Below are 21,148 nucleotides of genomic sequence, written 5' to 3'. Positions count from 1 at the left end.
GCTGTTAGAAGAAGTTAATTTGAAAAGGTAGTTATAATCATAATTTTATTAAATAGGAAGGATAGCTAGTATGTTTCAATTAAAGAAATACAATACTTCTGTAAAGCAGGAGATTTTAGCGGGAATTACGACGTTTTTCACATTTGCGTACATTCTTGTCATCAATCCGAAGATTTTATCTGATGCAGGAGTACCGTTCGATCAAGCTTTTACGGCAACAATTATTGCAACAATTGTTGGAACATTATGTATGGCATTTTTAGCAAATTATCCAATCGTCATTGCACCAGCAATGGGAATGAATGCTTACTTTGCTTACTCTGTTGTTCAACAAGCAGAAGGCATTACATATGTTATTGCATTTTCAGCGGTATTTTTGACAGGTATTATTTTTCTTTTACTTTCATTTACATCGTTTCGTCAAAAATTAATTGAGTCTATTCCTGATAGTTTAAAGCATGCGATTGCAGCAGGAATTGGTTTGTTCATTGCGTTTATAGGGCTTCGGTTATCTGGTATTATCGTAGATCATCCTACAAACTTAGTTACCATTGGAAATTTTCATTCTCCCTCTGTTGTGCTAACGTTAATTGGTTTAGTGTTAGCTGCAATATTAATGGTATTAAACGTAAATGGTGCACTATTTATTAGTATGATTGTAACGGGAGTCATTGCCTTTTTTACAGGACAATTGAAGTTTAGCGATAAACTTGTAGCAGTTCCGCATTTACCAGAAGGAATGATTACATTTAATCCGATTCACGCTGTGACGGATGTAATTCACTATGGATTATATGGTATTGTTTTTTCATTTTTGCTTGTATTGTTATTTGATACAACAGGAGCATTGCTTGGGTTAATTAAGCAGGCGGGTTTAAATACGGATAATGCGGAAGGACGTTTTGGAAAAGCGTTTATTGCAGATGCAATTGGAGGAACAGTAGGGGCAATGTTTGGAACAAGTCCAACAGCAGCTACAATTGAATCTTCTGCTGGTATTGCAGCAGGAGGAAAGACAGGATTAACAAGTATTGTCGTTATTGGATTAACAATCATTACAGCTTTTTTGAGCCCTGTAATCGCATCATTATCAAGTGTAGCGGCAATTACAGCACCTTCTCTTATTATTGTTGGCAGCCTTATGGCGCAAAATATTCGGGAAGTAAATTGGAATGACTTTGAAGATGCACTTCCAGCATTCTTTATCTTTGTTGGTATTCCACTCACATCAAGTATCGCGAACGGTATAGCACTTGGCTTCTTAATTTATCCGATTTTAAAAATTGTAAAAGGAAAAGGGAAGGAAGTACATCCGTTTCTTTATTTCTTTGCTATATTATTTGGTTGTCATTTGTTTTTATAATTCATTATAAAAAAGAGCTTCTCAAAAGGAGACGCTCTTTTTTGCATACAATAAAGTAAGATCATAATATTTTGTACATTAATTTGTGTAATCCGATTGGAGGAATATCGAATATTTCACCATATTCTTGAAATCCTAATCGTGTATAATAATTTGCAACAGTGATTCTGGCGTTACACCATAGAAGCTGTGCATGGCGCTCTGCTAATATTGCTTCAGCACTGTGAATTAATGTACTCCCAGCATGTTGTTTGCGGAAATTTTGTTCTGTGGCCATTCCTCGTAAACGATAATGAATGCCTTCTCCTAAAGAGGGATGAATTTCATAAGAAAAGGAAGCAATGCTAATAAGCTTATCGTCCATAAATGCTCCAAGGTGAAAGGTATTTTCTTCATTATCAGAAGTATATCTACAGTCTTCTAAACTTTGATTAGGCCGTAAAATTTCGTGTCGAAGTGCATATGTCTGAGAACAATCAATTCGTTTTATTTCTATCATACACATACCTCTCTTCTTATAGTATTAACGGACAGGAACAGTCCTTATTTCTAGTTTTTATCTCGCTATTCGCGGGCAGTAAGAACCCCACCTCAAGGCTAGGAGAGAATCATTGTCCAGCTCTAGCGGCTAGAATCTCCGGTCGTTTCGCCCCCTCGGACGAGGCAAAAAGCGCCTCTCTGTCGGGTGCGCGGGCGTCCTGCGATTCTGAGCGAGCCGCTTCCGCTTTTCTTAAGAACATAGGTGGGGGATGAAGAAAACCTCACTGATGGAAGTTTCAATTTATAAGGGATTAACGAAGGGGATAGGGATGAAATCTGCTCATATACTTCAATTGATTCGACGAATAATTAATAGCCATATGGTTAAAATTTAACCTTATCTGTAAGTTGTATAAAAAAATAAGCTGGTGCTATACAAAGTCCCAATACACTGCTAGTTCCAATAATAAGAGAAAGTAAAATGCAAGAATACTTTACTCCGTTTGTTTTTTTCCACCCATAGCTCCAAATTTCAATGCTGAGCCCAATCAGAATAATTGCGACAAGTACTTCTCCGAGTAATAAAAGAGCTAAAGTTGATATTGACATGTCTTGACACTTCCTTAGTTATATATGATAGTAATATTTTACCATACATAAAAATAGAACTTAAGGAATATTATGGATTTTCTATGCAATTAAGGTTTTATAAATTAATTTCTTTCTAGAAAGAATAAAGTGAAACTGTCATTAGTGGGGGAGGGAAGTTACTGCCTATTACTTACTCTAATCTACTCCTTTTGAACCTGCTAAAAAGGGAGTATCTGCATGCTATAGATGAAATATTAAATTACCTAAGGGGAGCAGAAGACGCAGTGCTAACCATTATATATAAGTATTTAATATCCCGCTATTCAAGACTCAGAGAGAAGCGAAGAAAATAGGTGGAAGTTTTACTTTATATAAAAAAGCCTGCTGAGACATTGTCCCAACAGACTTTTGAAAATTACATAGAGAAGAAAATCCAAACCGTACCAACAACAGTTACTATAGCGATGAAGAAGCTGAATAGTATTGCTATTGTTTGTGTTATGCCTTCTCCTTCTTTTAAGTGCATAAACATAATTAATTGTAATGCTGCTTGTGCCAATGCCATTGCAATAATGCTTGTTAAGATTGTTGAAAGTGGCAAACTTGTATATAACGCTACGTATACAGCAAGGAACGTTAATGCAAGTGATAAAATAAATCCGAAAACGTGTGACCAAGGAAACCCGCTATGAGCGTGTGTATTGTTTTGTCCCATTATTACGCCACCATCCCGTTCAAGTAAACTAGTGTGTAAATGAAGATCCAAACAACGTCAAGGAAATGCCAGTACAAGCTGATAATAAATACTTTACGTGCTGTAACTGGTGTTAGTCCTCGTTTTAAAATTTGGATAATAACACAAGTTGCCCAGATGATACCACCCGTTACGTGGGCACCGTGCGTTCCAAGTAGAACGAAGAATGCTGATAAGAAACCACTTGTTTGAAGTGTAGCACCGTGGCTTACGTACATCATGAATTCTTCAATTTCCATGTAAAGGAAGCCTGCACCTAATAGTAATGTAAGGATAAACCAAACGAGCATAGCATTTTTGTTTTCTTTACGCATTTCATGAATTGCAATCCCGCATGTGAAACTACTTGTTAAAAGTAAAAGTGTTTCAATCATAACAGGCTTTAATTCAAAAATTTGTGCTGCTGTCGGCCCATCTGCCGAACGACCAGCTAATACTAGGTAAGAGGCGAAAAGTGTTGCGAACAGCACGATTTCAGCCCCAAGGAAAATCCAGAACCCTAAAATATTCAATCTGCTTTGTTCAGATTGATATTCTAGAGGTAAGCTTTTATCTAAAGCCGCCATTTCGTTTCACCTCTCATGCAACATGTTCTGTCTTTTTAATTTCATCTACGCTAATGTAGTATCCGTCGTCGTAATCAAACGAACGCCAAATCATACAAGCTAACATACCAATACCACCGATAATAGCTAACGTGAACCAGCTAAATACTAATGCAAAACCAGCAAGGCCGATGAAGCAAGACATAATAATTGGAACACCTGAATTGCTCGGCATATGAATTGGTTTTAATTCTTCAGGTTTTGGTGCAATAGTTTCACCGTTTTTCTTCATTTCCCAGAATACATCGCTATGCTTAATTTCTGGGATTTTTGCAAAGTTGTAATGTTGTACAGGAGATTGTGTTGCCCATTCAAGTGTACGGCCATCCCAAGGATCTCCAGTTAAGTCACGTTCACCATGACGAATGCTATAAACTACGTTGTAGCATAATAAGATAAAGCCAATACCCATCATTACTGCACCGACAGATGCGATTTGGTTTAATAAGCCCCATCCAAGGTTTGCAGAGTATGTGTACATACGACGTGTCATACCATCTAAACCTAGGAAGTACATTGGGAAGAAACAAATGTTAAATCCGCTCATAAAGATCCAGAATGTCCATTTACCAATACGTTCATTTAGCATATGGCCAGTCATTTTTGGATACCAGAATGTAAATCCAGCAAGCATCGCAAATACTGTACCTGCGATTAATACGTAATGGAAGTGAGCAACTAGGAAGTAGCTGTTATGGTACTGATAGTCAGCTGCTGCCATCGCAAGCATAACACCCGTAACCCCACCAATTACGAAGTTTGGAATAAATGCCAATGACCAAAGCATTGGAACTGTAAAACGAATACGACCTTTATAAAGTGTAAACAACCAGTTAAAGATCTTAACACCGGTTGGAATTGAAATTGCCATTGTCGAAATCGAGAAGAATGAGTTAACTGATGGTCCTGCACCCATTGTAAAGAAGTGATGCAGCCATACAAGACCACTCAAGACTGCGATAGCAATCATTGAATATACCATTGCGCTATATCCAAATAGACGTTTACGCGAGAATGTACTTACGATTTCAGAGAAAATACCGAATGCCGGTAAAATAACGATATATACTTCAGGGTGACCCCATACCCAGAATAAGTTCGCCCAAAGCATTGGCATACCTTCGCTCGCCATCGTAAAGAAGTGAGCATCAAACAGACGGTCAAATGTCATTAATGCAAGAGCAACTGTTAATACTGGGAAAGCAAAGATAATGATGACACATGTGATTAAAATAGACCATGTGAACATTGGCATTTTCATTAATTTCATGCCTGGTGCACGCATTTTCAAGATTGTAACAAGGAAGTTAATCCCTGTCATCAGCGTACCGAGACCCGCAATCTGCAATGCAATTGAATAATAGTTGTTTCCTACGCCTTGACTAAACTCTTTCCCAGCCATTGGGAAGTACGATGTCCATCCAGCGTCTGGAGAACCACCGATAACGAAGGAGATGTTAAATAACATAGCACCTACGAAAAATAACCAAAAGCTTAAGGAATTTAGATAAGGGTATGCAACGTCACGTGCCCCGATTTGAAGAGGTACAACAACGTTCATAAGTCCCATAACAAATGGCATTGCCATGAAAAGAATCATAACAGTACCATGTGTTGTAAAGATACCGTTGTAGTGTTCAGCATTTAAATAAGTTGTGTCAGGAAACGTTAGTTGGGCACGCATCATTAATCCGTCCATACCACCACGGAACAGCATTAAAATTGCTGAAATGATATACATGACCCCAATTTTCTTATGGTCAACAGAAGTTAACCACTCATCCCAAAGCCATCTCCACTTTTTGTACTTTGTTAGCACAAAAATGATTCCTAACGTCACAAGAACGATAGATGCATCCGCTCCGTATAGAATCGGATCGCCTGTGACAAAAAATTCATCAAGCTTCACTATATTCACTCCAATCTGTTGGAATAGTCGTTATTACTTTTTGTTTTTGTAGTAGTTGTAATCACAATATTCAAGTGATTTTGGATCTACATATTTTAAATGGTTGCTAGAGAACGACATACGCCCTACTACACCTGGTTCAACAATTTCTTTATATTTGCTTTCAGATAATTTAGGGGCAGTTTGTTGTACTTCTTTTACCCATTTGTTATAGTCATCTTTTGTTTTAGCTTCAAGTTCAAACTCCATGTCAGTAAATCCTTTACCAGAGAAGTTTGCACTACGTCCAGTGTAAGAACCTGGTTTATCAGCTTGTAGGTATAAGTCCATGACCATACCATCCATGTTGTACTTCATTCCACCAAGCTCTGGAATCCAGAAAGCATTCATTGGACCAACAGAAGTTAACTTAAATTGAATTGGAACACCTGCTGGTACATTTAAATAGTTAACGGTTTCAATTCCTTCCTCAGGATAACTGAATAACCATTTCCAGTTAGCAGATGTAACGTAAATTTCTACAGGTTTTATATCTTTTGATTGCTCTGGTGGCTTTTCCGATGCATATGTTGCTTTTACTGTCGGGATTGACAATGCAATCACGATGATAACAGGGAAAATAGTCCAGATAATTTCTAAAAGAGTATTACCATGTATATCAGGTGGCTCATAGTCCATATTCTCTGGTTTTTCACGGTAACGAATTAAAATAACTGTAAACAGGACGAATACGACTACAATAATTACAGACATCAGTATGAGCGACCAAATAATTAAATCATACTGCGTTTTTGCAACAGGTCCTTGTGGATTTAATACAGCAATTTTTTTGTCGCATCCACCGAGGAACAAGAGTAATGATAGTGGAAGAAGTGAAGCCAACTTCCAAAATTTTTTTTTCAGTTGCACGATTGAAAATCTCCTTTCTCCTTGGATTGAAACTATGCCAATAAAACAATATAAACCTATTAATTTATAGATGGCAATAGTTTTTAAGATATTGTTAAAAAATAGACACAAATGCACAGTTTTTACGATGAAAAACTTTTGTAACTTGCTAATATTGTAAACTATTTTTGATGCCATATCGCGATTTTTAAAATTTTAAGATAAATAAAGTTATACCAGGATATCCAAAAAATAGAAAAAAGCTATCTTATAATAAGTAAAGATAGCTGAATATTTTATATATTTAGTATACTTCTTACGAAACATTTTTTTGCTGTTCAAATGTGACAATTTTTTTATATTTTACTTTATAAAAAATGTAACAAATAATCATGAATGGGATTCCGCAATATAAAGCAATACGTTGATCTGGAATAAACGCTAAGCTTATAAATGTAATGAAGTTTAACGAAAATGCTGCAATAGGAACAAGCGGATATAGCGGCGCACGATATTTTAAGTCTCGTATATCCCCGCCATTTTTTATAAATTCTCTTCTAAAGAAAAATTGAGATGCAGCAATGGACATCCAAACAACGACAGCTGCCATGGCCGCAATCGATGTTAATACTAAAAAGACTGTATCAGCGGCAAATACACTTGTTAACAGAGAAAGACCGGCAAAGAGTAAGCTGAAAATTAAGGCGTTGATCGGTACCCCTTTTTTCGTTAATTTTGTGAAATGCGGACTTCCCATTCCTTGTTTTGCCATCGCCCACAGCATACGAGAGTTTGCGTATAAACCAGAGTTTGCTACTGATAATACAGCCGTAATAATGACAAAGTTCATAATGTCTGCTGCATATGGGACTCCAGCTGTGTCAAAAACGAGTACGAACGGGCTTTCTACAAGATTTGCTTCTTGCCATGGTAATAATCCTACGACTACAGAAATGGCAAGAACGAAAAAGAAAAGTGTTCGCCAAATTGTACTTTTTATAGCACGTGGTATTGTTATTTCTGGCTGCTTACTTTCACCCGAAGCAATACCAATTAATTCTGTTCCTTGGAACGCATAATTAACAGTAATCATTGTAAGCAGAACAGCTGGAAGTCCATTTGGAAATAATCCGCCATTTCCTGTGAAGTTATGGAACATTGGTGCCGGCTTACCGTTAAAGTCTAATACACCAAACATAACAGCACCGCCGAGTAGAATAAAAAGAATAATTGTTATTACTTTAACACTTGCAAACCAAAACTCAGCTTCAGCATACGCACGCGCAGAGGAAGCGTTTACAATAAAGAGTATGGCCGCAAATATAACACACCATATCCAAGATGAAACATCTGGAAACCAGCGCTTCATTAAAATACTGACAGTCGTTAATTCAACTCCGACGGTTACAGCCCAGTTTAGCCAATACATCCATCCAACCACAAATCCAAAACCAGGTGAAATAAATTTGCTGGCATAACTTTGAAAAGAACCTGCTTCAGGCATTGCAACTGTTAATTCGCCAAGACAAAGCATCGTTAAATACATAACAAATCCGCCGACTAAATAGGCAAGAATGGCTCCGCCGGGTCCAGCATTGTGAACAGTTTGTCCAGATCCCATAAATAATCCGGTTCCGATAACTCCTCCTAGAGCAATCATGAAGAGGTGTCTGCTTTGCATCGTACGTTTTAGTTCATTTGACTGCTTCTCCTTTTGTATCATATACCCCTCACCTCATATTTTTTAGTTAAAATTACAATGAAAACTGCTAGTGAATTCGCTTATCTTTATTGAAGAAATTTCACTATATTAAGCATATTTCATTCTAACAAAATATTCTGAAATTGTATATTAAAAAATCTTTTTATTTTAAAAAGTAAGAATTTTACGTTGATATCCTAAAATCACAATTCGTAGAATCATTCTAGTAAACTAGTGAAAACAACGGTACAATAAAGAGGGTATTATTTTGGGAAATGTAAGAAAATAATTATGTAATGGAGTTAGATATATGTTTAGGATAATGAAATACATATGTATTTTAGGAGTTGGAGTTCTTGTCGGTGCGGCATGCAGTAAGGATGTTATGGGAGTATTTGAAAAAGGGAAAAATAAAATTTTTCAAAAAACTGAGGAACTTCGCTTAGACTTTTCATATGAAATGAAAGAGCAAGTGATGATTGAAAATGTGCCATTTATAAAGCAACTTCCTGAATTAGAAAGAGGTTGTGAAGTGACAAGTTTAGCAATGTTACTGCAATATAACGGAATTCAAGTTGACAAAATGAAGCTTGCAAATGAAATTACACGTGTACCGTTTGAGGCAAATGGTTTGCGAGGAAATCCTCATGAAGGATTTGTAGGAAATATTTATACAAAGTCTGAACCAGGTTACGGGGTATATCATCAGCCGATTTTTCAATTAGCGCAAAAATATGTTCCAGATAAAACAATTGATTTAACAGGAAGAGATATAAAAGATATATATAAAGTGCTTAGTGCTGGTTCACCGGTATGGGTTATTGATAATACAACTTTTCAGCCACTAGATGAAGGAAGCTTTGAAACTTGGAATACAAATGCTGGAGAATTAAAGGTTACATATTATGAACATAGCGCTGTTATTGTAGGTTATGATCAAAATTTTGTATATATAAATGATCCATTGGCAAACAATCCGCGTAAAGGTATTCCGCGTGCTCAATTTGAAAAGTCATGGGAACAAATGGGGAAACAAGCGATTACGATTCTAAAAAAATAAAAAGCTATCAAATTTGATAGCTTTTTTATTTTTTTCATCGTTCAGATAGCGATTCAACAGGAAATCTCTACGATTGCGATTGGAAAAAATACATCATGGAAACAAAACAGTAAGATGGGGGAACGACAAAATCAATCATTTTGTCATGTCCCACATAATTTACTCATTGAAATGATCATCTATAAGGCAAAACGAAAAGGTATTGCTGTACAAGTTGTAGAAGAATCGTATACAAGCAAGGCATCCTTTCTAGACAATGACGTGATCCCAACTTATGGTGAGGAAGATATTCCTATATTTAGTGGAACACGTATCAAACGTGGCTTGTACCGTACGAAAGAGAACAAACTACTGAACGCAGATGTGAATGGTGCCTATAACATCTTAAAAAAAGCAGTTCCAAAGGCGTTTGCTGATGGAATAGAGGGGTTGTGCCATCGGGCAGCTGTGTCAACTCTACTCGTGTTAAGCACCTTTTGAAGGGGATCCACGAGAAACCCCCACTTTAAGATCTGAATGAGATAAGTGGCGGGAGTTTTCATAATAACAGGTAATGTAGTGAAGAAAGGATGATTGTATATGGATATTATACAAGAAGTATCTATTTCGAAAGAGCAGCTTATTCAATGGAGAAGACAGTTTCATATGTATCCTGAGCTCTCTTATCGTGAAGAAAAGACATCTCAAACGGTTTATGACATACTGCAAACATTTCCTCATTTAGAAGTTTCACGTCCAACGCAATATAGTGTAATGGCAAAATTGGTAGGTAAACAGCCAGGAAAAACAATTGCGCTTCGTGCTGATATGGACGCATTACCTATTGAAGAAGAGAATAAATTTGATTTTGTTTCTAGATATCAAGGAGTTATGCATGCGTGTGGACATGATGGACATATGGCGATGTTACTTGGCACGGCATACACACTTTCACAAAAGCGAGATCAAATTCAAGGGGAAATTCGTTTTTTGTTTCAACATGCTGAGGAGAACTTTCCGGGCGGTGCACAGGAAATGGTTGACGCTGGTGTTATGGAAGGAGTCGATTATATTATCGGCGCGCATCTTTGGGCACCACTGGAAGTTGGCAAAGTTGGTGTTGTGTATGGTCCAGCAATGGCTGCTCCTGATGCGTTTTCGATTACGATTGTTGGGAAAGGCGGACATGCTGGGATTCCGCATGAAACAGTTGATAGTATCGCAATTGGTACACAAGTTGTTTCTCAATTACAACAAATTGTCTCCAGGCTTACTAATCCATTAGATTCATTAGTGTTATCTGTAACACAGTTTCATGCAGGGACAACTCATAATGTAATTCCTGATAGTGCGATAATTGGAGGGACAGTGAGAAGTTTACGGGATGAACTTCGGAAGCAAACGGCAGAACGAATTGAGAAAATTGTAAAATGTATTACAGAGGCATACGGGGCATCTTATAAATTTACATACGAATACGGATATCGTCCGGTTGTAAATGAAGAGAATGTAACAAGGCATGTAGAAAATACGGCATTGCAACTTTTAGGAAGGGAACAAGTTGTTCATTTGCAGCCAACGATGGCTGGAGAAGATTTTTCAGCATTTTTACAAAAAGCTCCAGGCACATTTTTCTTTATAGGGGCTGGAAATCAAGAGAAGGGAATTATCCACCCTCATCACCATCCGTGTTTTACAATTGATGAGGATGCCTTGCCGATCGGTGTAGATATATTTGTTTCGTCTGTTTTGAACTTTATGCAAAATAGGGAATAAAATAGTGTTTTATTCGAGTTATCCAGTTACTAATGGATAACTCTTTTTGTATATATTTTCTTGAAATAGAGAAATATAACTACACCATTTAAAAAAGAAAGTTAGGTGATAAAGATGGTTCAGTTAGATGCTAACTTATCGAAAATAATCAATGCAATTCGAGAAAAGTTAGATTCACCTAATGACTTAACTGTACGTGAATTTTCTCTTTCAGGAACGAATGATCGGTGTGCAGTTATATTTTTATGCGGACTAAGCAATAAAGACATGATTCACCGTTTTGTTATTCGCCCATTGCAGTATGAGGAAATTCCTAAACAAGCTCCAATTATTCAAACATTAATCGATCAATTTTTATCAGTTGGAGAAGTGAGTATTGCAAAGACATTTCCTGATGTTATGAATGCGCTATTAGCAGGCGATACAATTGTGCTACTAGATGGTATTCCTTCTGCAATGATTATAAATTTTCGTGAATGGGAGAAACGAAGTCTTGATGCACCTTCTACGGAGACAATTATTCGAGGGCCTAATTTAGGATTTATTGAAGATGTGAATGTAAACAAAATGTTAATTCGGCGTCATATACGTGACCCGCAGCTACGTTTTCGTTCTTATATTATGGGAAAGCGTTCGCAGAAGGAAGTAACATTAGTTTACATTGAAGATATTATTAATCCTTATATTGTAAAAGAATTAAACCGGAGACTGCAGTCTATTGAAACAGATATTATTTTTGAGACAGGAACGATTGAACAATTCATACAAGATAATAATTTGTCTCCTTTCCCTCAATTTTTAAATACAGAAAGACCAGATAATGTCGCAGCATCACTTGCAAAAGGGAAAGCAGCTATTTTAGTAGATGGTTCACCATTTGCGCTTATTGCTCCAATGGTAATGATTGATATATTTCAATCACCAGAAGACCACTATGAACGCTGGATGATTGGAACGTTGTTAAGAGGACTTCGAATGTTAGCGGGCACGATTGCGATTTTATTACCTGCTATGTATGTAGCTCTTGTTTCTTATCATCAAGGACTTATTCCCTCTACTCTTGCATATTCAATTGCTGGAGCAAGAGAAGGTGTTCCGTTTCCGGCATATATTGAGACGCTCATAATGGCTTTTACAATGGAACTGATTCGTGAAGCTGGAATTCGTCTTCCTAAACCAATGGGGCAAACAATTGGTATTGTAGGAGGCCTTGTTATTGGAGAAGCTGCTGTAAGTGCTGGTATTGTAAATCCGTTTCTTGTGATTATTATTGCGGTTACGGCAGTCGCTACATTTTCATTACCAGTATATAGTATTACAATTACCTTTCGTATTTTATTGTTTGCGTTTATGTTGGCTGCCACGGTCTTTGGTTTGTATGGAATTATTTTGGGGTTAATTGCCTTAGCGATTCACATCGTAAATTTAACAAGTGTTGGAGTGCCATATTCTGCACCGATTACACCTGCTTTTTATAAAGATTGGAAAGAAGATGTTGTACGTCTGCCTAAAGCGATGTTGACAGAAAGACCGGAGTACTTACAACCAAAGGATAAAACATTGCGTTCAAAGGAGAGGAGATGAAGTGAAGCCATTTGAGTATGGAGATGAAGAAGTTGGTACTCGTGAACTCACGTTTGCTGTATCTTCTACTATTATTGGTACAGGTGCACTTTCCATGCCGCGTACTATGGCGAATCATGCGCTTTTTGCGGATGGATGGATTCTTTTACTCTTAAGTGGGTTAGTATGTACTTGTTTTGCGTGGCTTATCATGAAGGTTGCTATTTTATTTCCGAAACAAAATTTTGTTCAATATACAAGCGTGCATTTAACAAAGCCTATTACTTATCTTGTCTGTTTTATTTTAATGCTAACATTTATGGGAATTACGGCTTATGAAGCGCGAACAATTTCTATTATTTCTCAAACCTATTTATTTAGTGATACACCTGTTCAGCTTTTGTCTTTTTTTTATTTGCTCGTTGTTATTTATGGCGTTTGTGGATCTAGGGCAGGATTATTAAGACTTAGTGTTCTGTTTTTACCTATTGTCTTTATTGCTATTATTTTGTTATCGCTGTTAAATATTAATGTAATGGAATTTGAAAATTTAGCTCCATTTTTTCAAACTAAAATGAGTAAATATATGGGTGGAATCAGAGAATCCGCCTTTACATTTATTGGATTTGAGGTAGCCTTTTTCTATGCTGCTATACTGAAATCAACAAAAAAAGCCCCTACGGCAGTAGCAAAAGGGGTTATGATTACTGTTTTATCCTATATATTAATTTATATTACTTGCATAAGTGTATTTACTTATTTAACAACTAGCACTTTAACATATCCAACGATTGAACTTGGAAAGGAGATTGAAATAGGAGGAGGTTTTCTAGAGAGGTTTGATGCAATCTTTTTTATAACATGGATTATTACTGTTTTTAATACAACTGCATTGTATTATGATGTCGCTATTTTTTTATTGTGTGCAATGTTTCCTGCAATAAAAAAACATACGTTTATTTTTATTAGTGCACCTATCATTTATATTGTAAATAATATTCCAGGGAATTTGGATGTAATAAGTAAGTATGGTACATATTTGGCTTGGGTTGACATGTCTGTTATGTTTGTTGTCCCTCTTCTTATTTTTATGGTCTATAAAATAAAAGGAGGGGGGAATAAAAATGAACCTTCTTCTTAAAATAATGAGTTGTCTGGTTTTGATTTTACTTATAAGTGGCTGCTCTGAACGGCAGGAAATTGAAGAAAGAGGGTTTGTTGTTGGTGTTGCATTGGACCGGGCAACAAATAAGGGAGAAAAAAGTGAAACGACAACTACCGGGTATTCCCCCCTTATAAAAGGAACATATCAAATTGTGTTGCCTAGTTCTTTAACGCAGCAGGGAAGTAAAACATCAAGTAAAGAAAATTACATTAATATTAATGCGACGGCTGATAGTGTATTTGCTCAAATTCGGATTATCTCTAAGAAAATAAGTCGGTCCCTATTCTTTCCCCATATAGAAGCACTCATTTTTTCTGAGGACTTATTGAAAAAACCTTTCGTTTTAAAAGATACATTAGATGTATTTTTTCGTGACCATGAGATGCGAAGGAATATACGGATCTTTATTTCAAAAGGAAGAGCGGAAGAAATTTTAAAGCAGAGTGCAAAACCAGAAAATTTACCAGCTAAATACGTAAGTATGATATCAAATCATGCGCAGAAAAATGCCCAAATGTTAGAAGCGATTCGAATTGGTGATTTACAAGAGAAAATGTCTGCTGATAGAAGTTTTGTTCTTCCTGTCTTAGGACTAACTCGGCAGGGAATTAAAATGGAAGGAGCAGCTGTATTTCGCGGAAAAGATACTAAATTTGTAGGTAGTCTGAATGGGATGGAAACATTAGGACTAAATTATATTATTGGAAAAAAAGTAGGGGGCTTTTTTAAAATAAAAAAAGGAAATCAGCTTATTGTATTTGAAATTCGTGAGATGCGTCGGAAAATCCATACATTCTTAACAAATCCTACAAAGCCTAAATTTGTAATTGATGTATATTTAGACGGAACATTAGCAGAAGTGTATTTAAGGGAAGATAACAAGGTGATGAGTCCTAAAGAAACTAGTAAATACCTTGCAAGTGAAATGGAAAAAGAGATACAAAAAACAATTAAAGTTGTCCAAAAAGATTTAAAAGTGGATGCATTTGGATTAGGGGAGTATTATAAGCGGCAAAATTATAAGCAATGGATAAAAATTAAAAAAAATTGGGATCAAGGTCAAAATTACTTTAGCACGAGTAACATTATTGTTCGTGTGCATCCAAGTATTGAACATACGGGATCCATGTTACCGGTAAGAAGGTAAGTAAAGGAGCAGCATCATGTTTACAACTTTAGGGATAATATGTACGATTTTAATGGCAACACTGCCCTATACTGCTTATTTCATTCATAAAAAAATAAAAGAATACGGTGCACAACCTTGGCAAAAACAAATACCGCAAAAAAAGAAACCCGAGTAATACTGGGTTTCTTTTCTATTATATAAGTCCTAACCACTGTACCAATTGTGCTGTAAGGAATGTAACAACAATGGCAATTACAGTAGGGATTGCAAACGAAAGAAATGTCCACTTTGCACTTTTTGTTTCTTTATATATATTAACTAGTGTGGTTCCGCATGGGAAATGCAGAAGAGAGAACAACATCATATTTAATGCAGTTAACCAAGTCCAACCATGTTCAAGAAACAGTTGTTTAATTTGTGTTAAATCTGCTAACTCTGTTAAGGAACCTGTTGATAGATAAGACATTAATAAAATTGGAACAACAATTTCGTTTGCGGGTAAACCGAGAATAAATGCTGCTAAAATGTATCCGTCAAGTCCGAGTAATTTTGCAAACGGATCTAAAAAATTTACGATATACATAAGAAGACTTGTGTCTCCAATAAATACATTTGCTAATACCCATGTTAATACTGCAGCAGGTGCCGCAACGATAACAGCACGTTTTAGAACGTATATTGATTTATCGAGTGTCGCACGTACGATTGTATCCCAAATTTTAGGCTTTCTATACGGGGGTAATTCTAGCGTATAGTGAGTTGGAACACCTTTTAAAGCCGTTTTTGAGAGTGCCCATGAAACGGTTAAAGTTACAATAATTCCAATTACAACCATGCCGACAACAACTCCAGCTGTTACAAGGGTTTGCATCCCGCCTGTATATCCAGCAGTCATAAATAAAGATGCTAATAAAATAAGCGTTGGCCATCGACCGTTACAAGGAACAAAGTTATTTGTTAAGATTGCGAGCATACGTTCACGAGGTGATTCAATAATACGTGTTGACATAATTGCAGCTGCGTTACATCCAAATCCCATCGCCATTGTTAATGATTGTTTCCCATGTGCTCCGGCACGTTTAAAGAGGCGGTCCATGTTAAAAGCAACGCGTGGTAAGTAACCGTAGTTTTCTAGTAAAGCGAAAATTGGAAAGAAGATTGCCATGGGCGGTAACATAACGCTAATCACAGCTCCTGTTCCACGGAATAGACCAAGAATAAGAACACCATGTAGCCATTCTGGTGCATGCATCGCTTGGAACCAAGATGTTAAATAATTTTCTGTCCATCCAAAGAATTCAGCAATTTTATCGGATGGAACGTTTGCGCCAGCAATTGTAAGATAGAAAATCACAGATAAAACAGCAAGCATAATAGGGAAGCCGAATATAGGAGAGGTGAAAATTTTATCGAGCTTCTCTGAACGATATAATTTATTTTTATCTGTATATTGAACTGAATCTTTACAAATATTAGCTGAAGCACGGTAAATATCACCGACAATTTCATCACGAATGTCTTCTTTAACAAGCGTTCGTGCATGATGAACGATATAGTCTAATGGAAGAGCCTTACTGGTTGAATGAGATGCCATTAATTATGACCTCCCTTACAAGCGGTTCTTCATGATGCTTTTGAAGAGATTCTAAGAAGCTCTTGTCGCCATCTAAAATACGAAGTGCAATCCAACGAGCAGGATAAGAGTCCCCAAAAACTTTATATATTTGCGGTTCGAGTTCCTGAATCATCTTTTCTATTTTCTCGTTATAAGTAAGTTGAAAGGGAGTAGGAATTAATTTTCTATTTACTACTTTTTCAATTGTGTTTAGTAACTGACTGATTCCGATTTTGTTACGGGCAGAGACTTTTACAATAGGAACTCCAAGAGATTTTGCTAATTTTTTCTCATTGATTATAATGCCTTTCTTTTCTGCTTCATCAATCAAGTTCACACATATAATCACTTCTTTAGTCATTTCCATAACTTGCAGTGCTAAGTTTAGATTCCGCTCCATGGCTGTTGCATCCAATACAACGACGGTTACATCTGGTTTTTCGAAGATAATGTAGTCACGTGCAACTTCTTCATCGGCAGAGTTGGAATATAAAGAATACGTTCCAGGTAAATCTATAATCGTATATAAATCTCCGTTATGTGCATACTCGCCTTCAGCTTTTAATACTGTTTTTCCTGTCCAGTTTCCAGTATGTTGTTTTAATCCGGTTAATGTATTAAATAACGTACTTTTTCCTGTATTCGGATTTCCTGCTAATGCAATGCGGCGCTTTTTCATTTTGGCTCATCTCCTATCAATGTCCCAATTATTTGCGAACTTTCTTCATTTCGAAGTGCAATTGTCGTATTACTTACTTGATATGCAATGGGATCGCCAAGCGGACTTTTTTGTAACACTTTAATCGTTGCACCAGGAATAAATCCTAAATCAAGCAGGCGGCGTTTCATTGTTCCTTCTAACTGAATTTTTTCAATTTGTACGAGTTGGCCTGTTTTGAAAGTAGAAAGTGGCTGGGTTTTAACCGATACCATAAGAGTTACCTCACTTCTATTTTTTTAGTACGAGTTCAAAATGTTTCCTTAGGGAAACATTTTATTAATAACATACTAGGTGATATTGAGCGCTGTTGTCAATTCTTATTTTAAAAATATTCAGATATTTTTCGAATTGTTCCAGTTTATAGGGCTAACTTGCATGTTATTCCATTTTTTGTTGTGTATGTTGGGATTTTAACAAGGGGAAGTAGAATTTTTCAGAAAAACATCTTAACAAAGGTGTAAAAGTAAGGATATGAATTTACAATAAATTTACATTATTAAAATTAGCTTTACAATACGTTCTGTTTCTTATGGTTTTTTCATTGTTTTATGTTGAAAACAATGAATATATATGGTTTTTTCTATGAATCCACTTCCTTTACTTAAAATTAAAAAACGCTTAACACTGACATAATATTATTGTCCTACAATGAATTTGTACTACGAGATATGCACATAATAATGTAGAAGTGAAAAGTGATAATCAAATGGGGGTACAAGACATGGTTATGAAAAAAGGCTTTAAATTTTCGTTAGCAGCATTAGTAGTTGCAGGTGCTTTAGTAGGTTGTGGGAAAACAGACACAACAAAGACGGAAACTGCTAAAGGTGGTAACGAAACGAAGCAAGAATTATCCGGTACAATTACGGCGGCTGGTTCTACGGCGCTTCAACCACTTGCAGACGAAGCTGCTAAAGAATTTATGGGAACAAATTCAAAAGTATCAATTACAGTTCAAGGTGGCGGTAGTGGAACTGGAATTAACCAAGTAGCTTCTGGTGCTGTTCAAGTTGGTAACTCTGATGTTCCTGCTGCAGATAAAATAAAAGAAGCTGATAAAGCAAAAGAATTAGTAGATAACAAAGTTGCAGGTATCGGATTTGCATTAGTTGTAAATAAAGATGTAAATGTTGATAACTTAACGTTAAAACAAGTACAAGATATTTTCTCTGGTAAAGTTACAAACTGGAAAGAAGTTGGCGGAAAAGACGAAAAAATCAATGTAGTTAATCGCCCAGCTGCTTCTGGTACACGTGCTACGTTTGAAAAAACAGTTATGAAAGACGTAAAAATTAACGATGCTACTGGTACAACACAAGATTCCAATGGTGCAGTAGAGCAAGCAATCAACTCTACACCAGGATCTATTAGTTATTTAGCTAACTCTTACATGGTTGGTGACAAAAAAGGTACTTTAAAAACATTGAAAATTGATGGTGTAGAACCAACAACTGAAAATATTTCTTCTGGTAAATACCCGTTTTGGTCTTATGAATACATGATCACAAAAGGTGAAGCAAAAGACGCAACAAAAGGTTACATTGATTATGTAAAAGGTAAAGACTTTGAGAAGAAAGTAGAAGAAATGGGTTACATCCCAATGTCTAAATTAAAACAATAATATAAAACGGGGCTGGCTATTTAGCCAGTCTTGTTCATTTCCATATATGAAGTGAGGTTGTGCTCTTGTGATGAAGGGGAAGAAACAAATTAACTACGTAAAAAGTGAATATATTGGAAGAACACTTGTGACGCTTTGTGGTTTATTAATCGTTGCTGTTACATTAGCTATTATCGCATTCATTTGTGCAAAAGGAATTCAATCATTTACGCAAAGTAATATCTCAATTTCAGAAATATTCACATCAACAAAATGGGCTCCGAATGATGGAAGTTTTGGCGCTGTTATTTTTATAGTTGGATCTACTGCTGTATCTCTCGGTGCAGTAATTATTAGTGCGCCGATTGCAATTGCACTAGCAGTATTTATGAATTTAATTTCACCAAAGTTTGGAAACAAAGTATTAAAGCCGGTTTTAGAATTGTTAGTAGGGATTCCGTCTGTTGTATATGGTTTACTAGGGGTTACAATTTTAGTTCCGCTTTTACGTAATTCTTTTGGTGGTGTAGGATTTAGTTTAATTGCAGGGATTATTGTATTAAGTATTATGATTTTGCCAACGATTGCAAGTATTGCTTCCGATGCAATTCGTGCAGTTCCTTTTGAATATTTAGAAGCCTCTTATGGTTTAGGATCGACGAAATGGCAAGCGATTAGCCGCGTCATTGTTCCGGCAGCAAAAAAAGGTATTTTAACAGGGGTTGTTCTTGGATTAGCTCGTGCTTTTGGTGAAGCATTGGCAGTTCAGATGGTAATCGGTAATACAATAAAATTACCAGAAGGACTATATAGTCCAACTTCAACTTTAACAGGTATTTTGACAATGGATATGACGAATACGTTAAATGGGACAGCTTGGAATAATGCGCTATGGACATTAGCGATGATATTACTTCTTATTTCTTTCTTATTTATCGTAGCAATTCGAGCGATTGGCCAAAGAGGTGAAAGATAACGATGAATGCTAGAACAGTTAATAGTATATGGACAGGGATTTTATATGCGGTTGCAGCATTTGTAGTCGCTTTACTCGGTTTTCTTGTATACGAAATTTTACGACAAGGTTGGGGATTCTGGGATCCAAGTTTTTTATTTGGAGAACCAAGTAATACAACAGCAGGAGGAGGAATTGGTCCTCAATTATTTAATTCCTTCTATATGCTTGTCATTACATTAATTATTTCAATTCCTTTAGGTCTTGGTGCGGGAATTTATCTTGCGGAATATGCAAAGCAAGGTCGATTTTTAAATTTTGTTCGTCTATGTATTGAAACAATGGCATCGCTACCTTCTATTGTAGTTGGTTTATTTGGATTACTTGTGTTTGTTACGATGGCAGGTTGGGGTTATACTGCCATGGGTGGAGCGTTAGCTTTAACGATTTTAAATTTACCAAGTTTAACGCGCGTTTGTGAAAATGCAATTACAGAAATTCCATCTAATGTGAAAGAAGCAAGTCTCGGATTAGGTGCAACAAAGTGGCAAACAATTGTTAGAATTATTCTTCCATCTGCATTGCCACAAATTATTACAGGTGTTATTTTAGCGGCTGGACGTATTTTTGGTGAAGCGGCAGCACTAATTTATACAGCTGGATTAACGTCACCAATTTTAAATACAGCAGCAGACCTTTCAAGTCCTGCTAATCCGTTGAACCCATTTCGACCAGCAGAAACATTGGCAGTGCATATTTGGAAGTTAAATTCTGAGGGAATTATTCCTGACGCGAAGCTAATTGCAACAAAATCAGCAGCAGTATTAATTATTATGGTACTACTATTTAATATTCTTGCTCGCTTTATAGCATCCGTACTGCATAAACGCTTTACTGGTACGAAAAAATCTCGTAAAAGAAGTAAAGTAAAAGCAGCGGCATAACTACTTGTACTCTATATAAAATAAAGAGGGTGTCCTAAAAGTTCGATAAAATCGATCTTTTAAGGATGCTCTTTTTTTAATCCCGCTATTCACGGGCAGTAAGACCCCCGCCTCAAGATTGAGAGAGAATCGTTGTCCAGCTCTAGCCGCTTCCACTTTTCTACAGAAGATAGGTGGGGGAGTGGATTTGAAATAAAGTTCGACCGTTATTCCATTAAATGGCCAGATTATGAAAGAGCGAACTTATAGATGATATGGATATTTTGGAGAATGTGCAGTATTATACAGTTAAACTAACTATAGTAAACGTTTTACTCCTTATTAAGTGCGGAGAACCATACCAAAAGTA

21 protein-coding genes are annotated in these 21,148 nt (G+C 36.3%); 11 read left to right on the top strand and 10 right to left on the bottom strand.

All coding sequences use genetic code 11. The annotated features are described in order from the left end of the window. The first annotated feature begins 70 nt into the window (after window positions 1–70). On the top strand, window positions 71–1,363 hold the full coding sequence (locus AB1279_RS20765) for an NCS2 family permease (protein WP_336483968.1): 1,293 nt from the start codon (window positions 71–73) through the stop codon (window positions 1,361–1,363). A 61-nt stretch (window positions 1,364–1,424) separates the two neighbouring features. On the opposite strand, the gene AB1279_RS20760 is transcribed toward AB1279_RS20765, so the two are convergent. From AB1279_RS20760 to AB1279_RS20730, 7 genes are all read right to left on the bottom strand, one after another. Next, window positions 1,425–1,862 carry a GNAT family N-acetyltransferase gene (locus AB1279_RS20760; protein WP_429760739.1) on the bottom strand — a complete coding sequence of 146 codons (438 nt, stop codon included), beginning with the start codon at window positions 1,860–1,862 and terminating at the stop codon, window positions 1,425–1,427. 365 nt (window positions 1,863–2,227) lie between these two features. After that, window positions 2,228–2,452, bottom strand: coding sequence for a DUF4022 family protein (locus tag AB1279_RS20755; protein ID WP_429752194.1), 225 nt, complete (start codon window positions 2,450–2,452; stop codon window positions 2,228–2,230). Between the two features lie 397 nt (window positions 2,453–2,849). Further along, window positions 2,850–3,149: a cytochrome aa3 quinol oxidase subunit IV gene (qoxD, locus tag AB1279_RS20750; protein WP_429752192.1), complete on the bottom strand. Its 300-nt coding sequence runs from the start codon at window positions 3,147–3,149 to the stop codon at window positions 2,850–2,852. 2 nt (window positions 3,150–3,151) lie between these two features. Next, window positions 3,152–3,754 carry a cytochrome aa3 quinol oxidase subunit III gene (qoxC, locus tag AB1279_RS20745; protein WP_336483964.1) on the bottom strand — a complete coding sequence of 201 codons (603 nt, stop codon included), beginning with the start codon at window positions 3,752–3,754 and terminating at the stop codon, window positions 3,152–3,154. A gap of 13 nt (window positions 3,755–3,767) precedes the next feature. Next, the gene (qoxB, locus tag AB1279_RS20740; protein WP_429752188.1) at window positions 3,768–5,702 is read right to left on the bottom strand and encodes a cytochrome aa3 quinol oxidase subunit I; all 1,935 of its coding nucleotides are present in this window, start codon (window positions 5,700–5,702) and stop codon (window positions 3,768–3,770) included. A 33-nt stretch (window positions 5,703–5,735) separates the two neighbouring features. Beyond that, entirely contained in the window at window positions 5,736–6,611 is an 876-nt protein-coding gene (gene qoxA, locus AB1279_RS20735; protein ID WP_429760738.1) for a cytochrome aa3 quinol oxidase subunit II, read from the bottom strand. A 295-nt stretch (window positions 6,612–6,906) separates the two neighbouring features. Further along, on the bottom strand, window positions 6,907–8,313 hold the full coding sequence (locus AB1279_RS20730; RefSeq protein WP_429760736.1) for an amino acid permease: 1,407 nt from the start codon (window positions 8,311–8,313) through the stop codon (window positions 6,907–6,909). Between the two features lie 289 nt (window positions 8,314–8,602). On the opposite strand from AB1279_RS20730, the gene AB1279_RS20725 reads away from it, so the two are divergent. The 7 genes from AB1279_RS20725 to AB1279_RS20695 all read left to right on the top strand — a co-directional run bounded on the left by AB1279_RS20725 (window position 8,603) and on the right by AB1279_RS20695 (window position 15,139). Continuing rightward, entirely contained in the window at window positions 8,603–9,352 is a 750-nt protein-coding gene (locus AB1279_RS20725) for a C39 family peptidase (protein ID WP_429760734.1), read from the top strand. 6 nt (window positions 9,353–9,358) lie between these two features. Next, a complete protein-coding gene (locus AB1279_RS20720; protein WP_429761518.1) occupies window positions 9,359–9,832 on the top strand; it encodes an IS200/IS605 family accessory protein TnpB-related protein in 474 nt (157 codons plus the stop codon). A gap of 99 nt (window positions 9,833–9,931) precedes the next feature. After that, complete coding sequence (locus tag AB1279_RS20715; protein WP_429760733.1) at window positions 9,932–11,107, top strand: M20 family metallopeptidase; 1,176 nt, start codon at window positions 9,932–9,934, stop codon at window positions 11,105–11,107. Window positions 11,108–11,221: 114 nt separating this feature from the next. After that, a complete protein-coding gene (locus tag AB1279_RS20710; RefSeq protein WP_429760731.1) occupies window positions 11,222–12,691 on the top strand; it encodes a spore germination protein in 1,470 nt (489 codons plus the stop codon). Between the two features lies 1 nt (window position 12,692). After that, window positions 12,693–13,811, top strand: coding sequence for a GerAB/ArcD/ProY family transporter (locus AB1279_RS20705; RefSeq protein WP_429760730.1), 1,119 nt, complete (start codon window positions 12,693–12,695; stop codon window positions 13,809–13,811). Further along, complete coding sequence (locus AB1279_RS20700) at window positions 13,795–14,982, top strand: Ger(x)C family spore germination protein (protein ID WP_429760728.1); 1,188 nt, start codon at window positions 13,795–13,797, stop codon at window positions 14,980–14,982. The genes AB1279_RS20705 and AB1279_RS20700 overlap by 17 nt, the downstream gene beginning before the upstream one ends. 16 nt (window positions 14,983–14,998) lie before the next feature. After that, window positions 14,999–15,139, top strand: a complete 141-nt coding sequence (locus AB1279_RS20695) for a hypothetical protein (RefSeq protein WP_429760727.1) — start codon at window positions 14,999–15,001, stop codon at window positions 15,137–15,139. An 18-nt stretch (window positions 15,140–15,157) separates the two neighbouring features. Here the strand turns inward: AB1279_RS20695 and AB1279_RS20690 are convergent, their stop codons facing one another. The 3 genes from AB1279_RS20690 to AB1279_RS20680 are packed head-to-tail and all read right to left on the bottom strand — an operon-like array spanning window position 15,158 to window position 17,512. After that, entirely contained in the window at window positions 15,158–16,558 is a 1,401-nt protein-coding gene (locus AB1279_RS20690) for a nucleoside recognition domain-containing protein (RefSeq protein ID WP_429760725.1), read from the bottom strand. Further along, entirely contained in the window at window positions 16,536–17,258 is a 723-nt protein-coding gene (locus AB1279_RS20685) for a FeoB small GTPase domain-containing protein (protein ID WP_429760724.1), read from the bottom strand. Before AB1279_RS20685 ends, AB1279_RS20690 begins: the two co-directional genes overlap by 23 nt. Beyond that, entirely contained in the window at window positions 17,255–17,512 is a 258-nt protein-coding gene (locus tag AB1279_RS20680) for a FeoA family protein (protein ID WP_429760722.1), read from the bottom strand. The genes AB1279_RS20685 and AB1279_RS20680 overlap by 4 nt, the downstream gene beginning before the upstream one ends. 509 nt (window positions 17,513–18,021) lie before the next feature. On the opposite strand from AB1279_RS20680, the gene AB1279_RS20675 reads away from it, so the two are divergent. The 3 genes from AB1279_RS20675 (at window position 18,022) to pstA (ending at window position 20,799) form a co-directional block, all read left to right on the top strand. Beyond that, window positions 18,022–18,921 (top strand): phosphate ABC transporter substrate-binding protein PstS family protein, encoded by a 900-nt coding sequence (locus tag AB1279_RS20675; protein WP_429760721.1) that lies wholly within the window; start codon window positions 18,022–18,024, stop codon window positions 18,919–18,921. Window positions 18,922–18,991: 70 nt separating this feature from the next. Then, window positions 18,992–19,876, top strand: a complete 885-nt coding sequence (gene pstC / locus AB1279_RS20670) for a phosphate ABC transporter permease subunit PstC (RefSeq protein WP_336483948.1) — start codon at window positions 18,992–18,994, stop codon at window positions 19,874–19,876. A 2-nt stretch (window positions 19,877–19,878) separates the two neighbouring features. After that, complete coding sequence (gene pstA, locus AB1279_RS20665) at window positions 19,879–20,799, top strand: phosphate ABC transporter permease PstA (RefSeq protein ID WP_429760720.1); 921 nt, start codon at window positions 19,879–19,881, stop codon at window positions 20,797–20,799. Window positions 20,800–21,148 lie beyond the last annotated feature (349 nt).

Origin of the sequence: Bacillus sp. S14(2024) (genome assembly GCF_050473785.1) — a bacterium.
Classification (GTDB): domain Bacteria; phylum Bacillota; class Bacilli; order Bacillales; family Bacillaceae_G; genus Bacillus_A; species Bacillus_A yunxiaonensis.
The sequence above is the reverse complement of the archived record's forward strand: the minus strand, read 5'-3'. Positions and strand labels throughout refer to the sequence as shown.

Coding starts and splice junctions, on each gene's coding strand:
- AB1279_RS20685 (WP_429760724.1), bottom strand. CDS start 17,258: ATGAAAAAGCGCCGCATTGCATTAGCAGGAAATCCGAATACAGGAAAA.
- AB1279_RS20725 (WP_429760734.1), top strand. CDS start 8,603: ATGTTTAGGATAATGAAATACATATGTATTTTAGGAGTTGGAGTTCTT.
- AB1279_RS20695 (WP_429760727.1), top strand. CDS start 14,999: ATGTTTACAACTTTAGGGATAATATGTACGATTTTAATGGCAACACTG.
- pstA (WP_429760720.1), top strand. CDS start 19,879: ATGAATGCTAGAACAGTTAATAGTATATGGACAGGGATTTTATATGCG.
- AB1279_RS20710 (WP_429760731.1), top strand. CDS start 11,222: ATGGTTCAGTTAGATGCTAACTTATCGAAAATAATCAATGCAATTCGA.
- AB1279_RS20715 (WP_429760733.1), top strand. CDS start 9,932: ATGGATATTATACAAGAAGTATCTATTTCGAAAGAGCAGCTTATTCAA.
- qoxC (WP_336483964.1), bottom strand. CDS start 3,754: ATGGCGGCTTTAGATAAAAGCTTACCTCTAGAATATCAATCTGAACAA.
- AB1279_RS20675 (WP_429760721.1), top strand. CDS start 18,022: ATGGTTATGAAAAAAGGCTTTAAATTTTCGTTAGCAGCATTAGTAGTT.
- AB1279_RS20760 (WP_429760739.1), bottom strand. CDS start 1,862: ATGATAGAAATAAAACGAATTGATTGTTCTCAGACATATGCACTTCGA.
- AB1279_RS20680 (WP_429760722.1), bottom strand. CDS start 17,512: ATGGTATCGGTTAAAACCCAGCCACTTTCTACTTTCAAAACAGGCCAA.
- AB1279_RS20730 (WP_429760736.1), bottom strand. CDS start 8,313: ATGATACAAAAGGAGAAGCAGTCAAATGAACTAAAACGTACGATGCAA.
- AB1279_RS20755 (WP_429752194.1), bottom strand. CDS start 2,452: ATGTCAATATCAACTTTAGCTCTTTTATTACTCGGAGAAGTACTTGTC.
- pstC (WP_336483948.1), top strand. CDS start 18,992: ATGAAGGGGAAGAAACAAATTAACTACGTAAAAAGTGAATATATTGGA.
- qoxD (WP_429752192.1), bottom strand. CDS start 3,149: ATGGGACAAAACAATACACACGCTCATAGCGGGTTTCCTTGGTCACAC.
- AB1279_RS20690 (WP_429760725.1), bottom strand. CDS start 16,558: ATGGCATCTCATTCAACCAGTAAGGCTCTTCCATTAGACTATATCGTT.
- AB1279_RS20765 (WP_336483968.1), top strand. CDS start 71: ATGTTTCAATTAAAGAAATACAATACTTCTGTAAAGCAGGAGATTTTA.
- AB1279_RS20700 (WP_429760728.1), top strand. CDS start 13,795: ATGAACCTTCTTCTTAAAATAATGAGTTGTCTGGTTTTGATTTTACTT.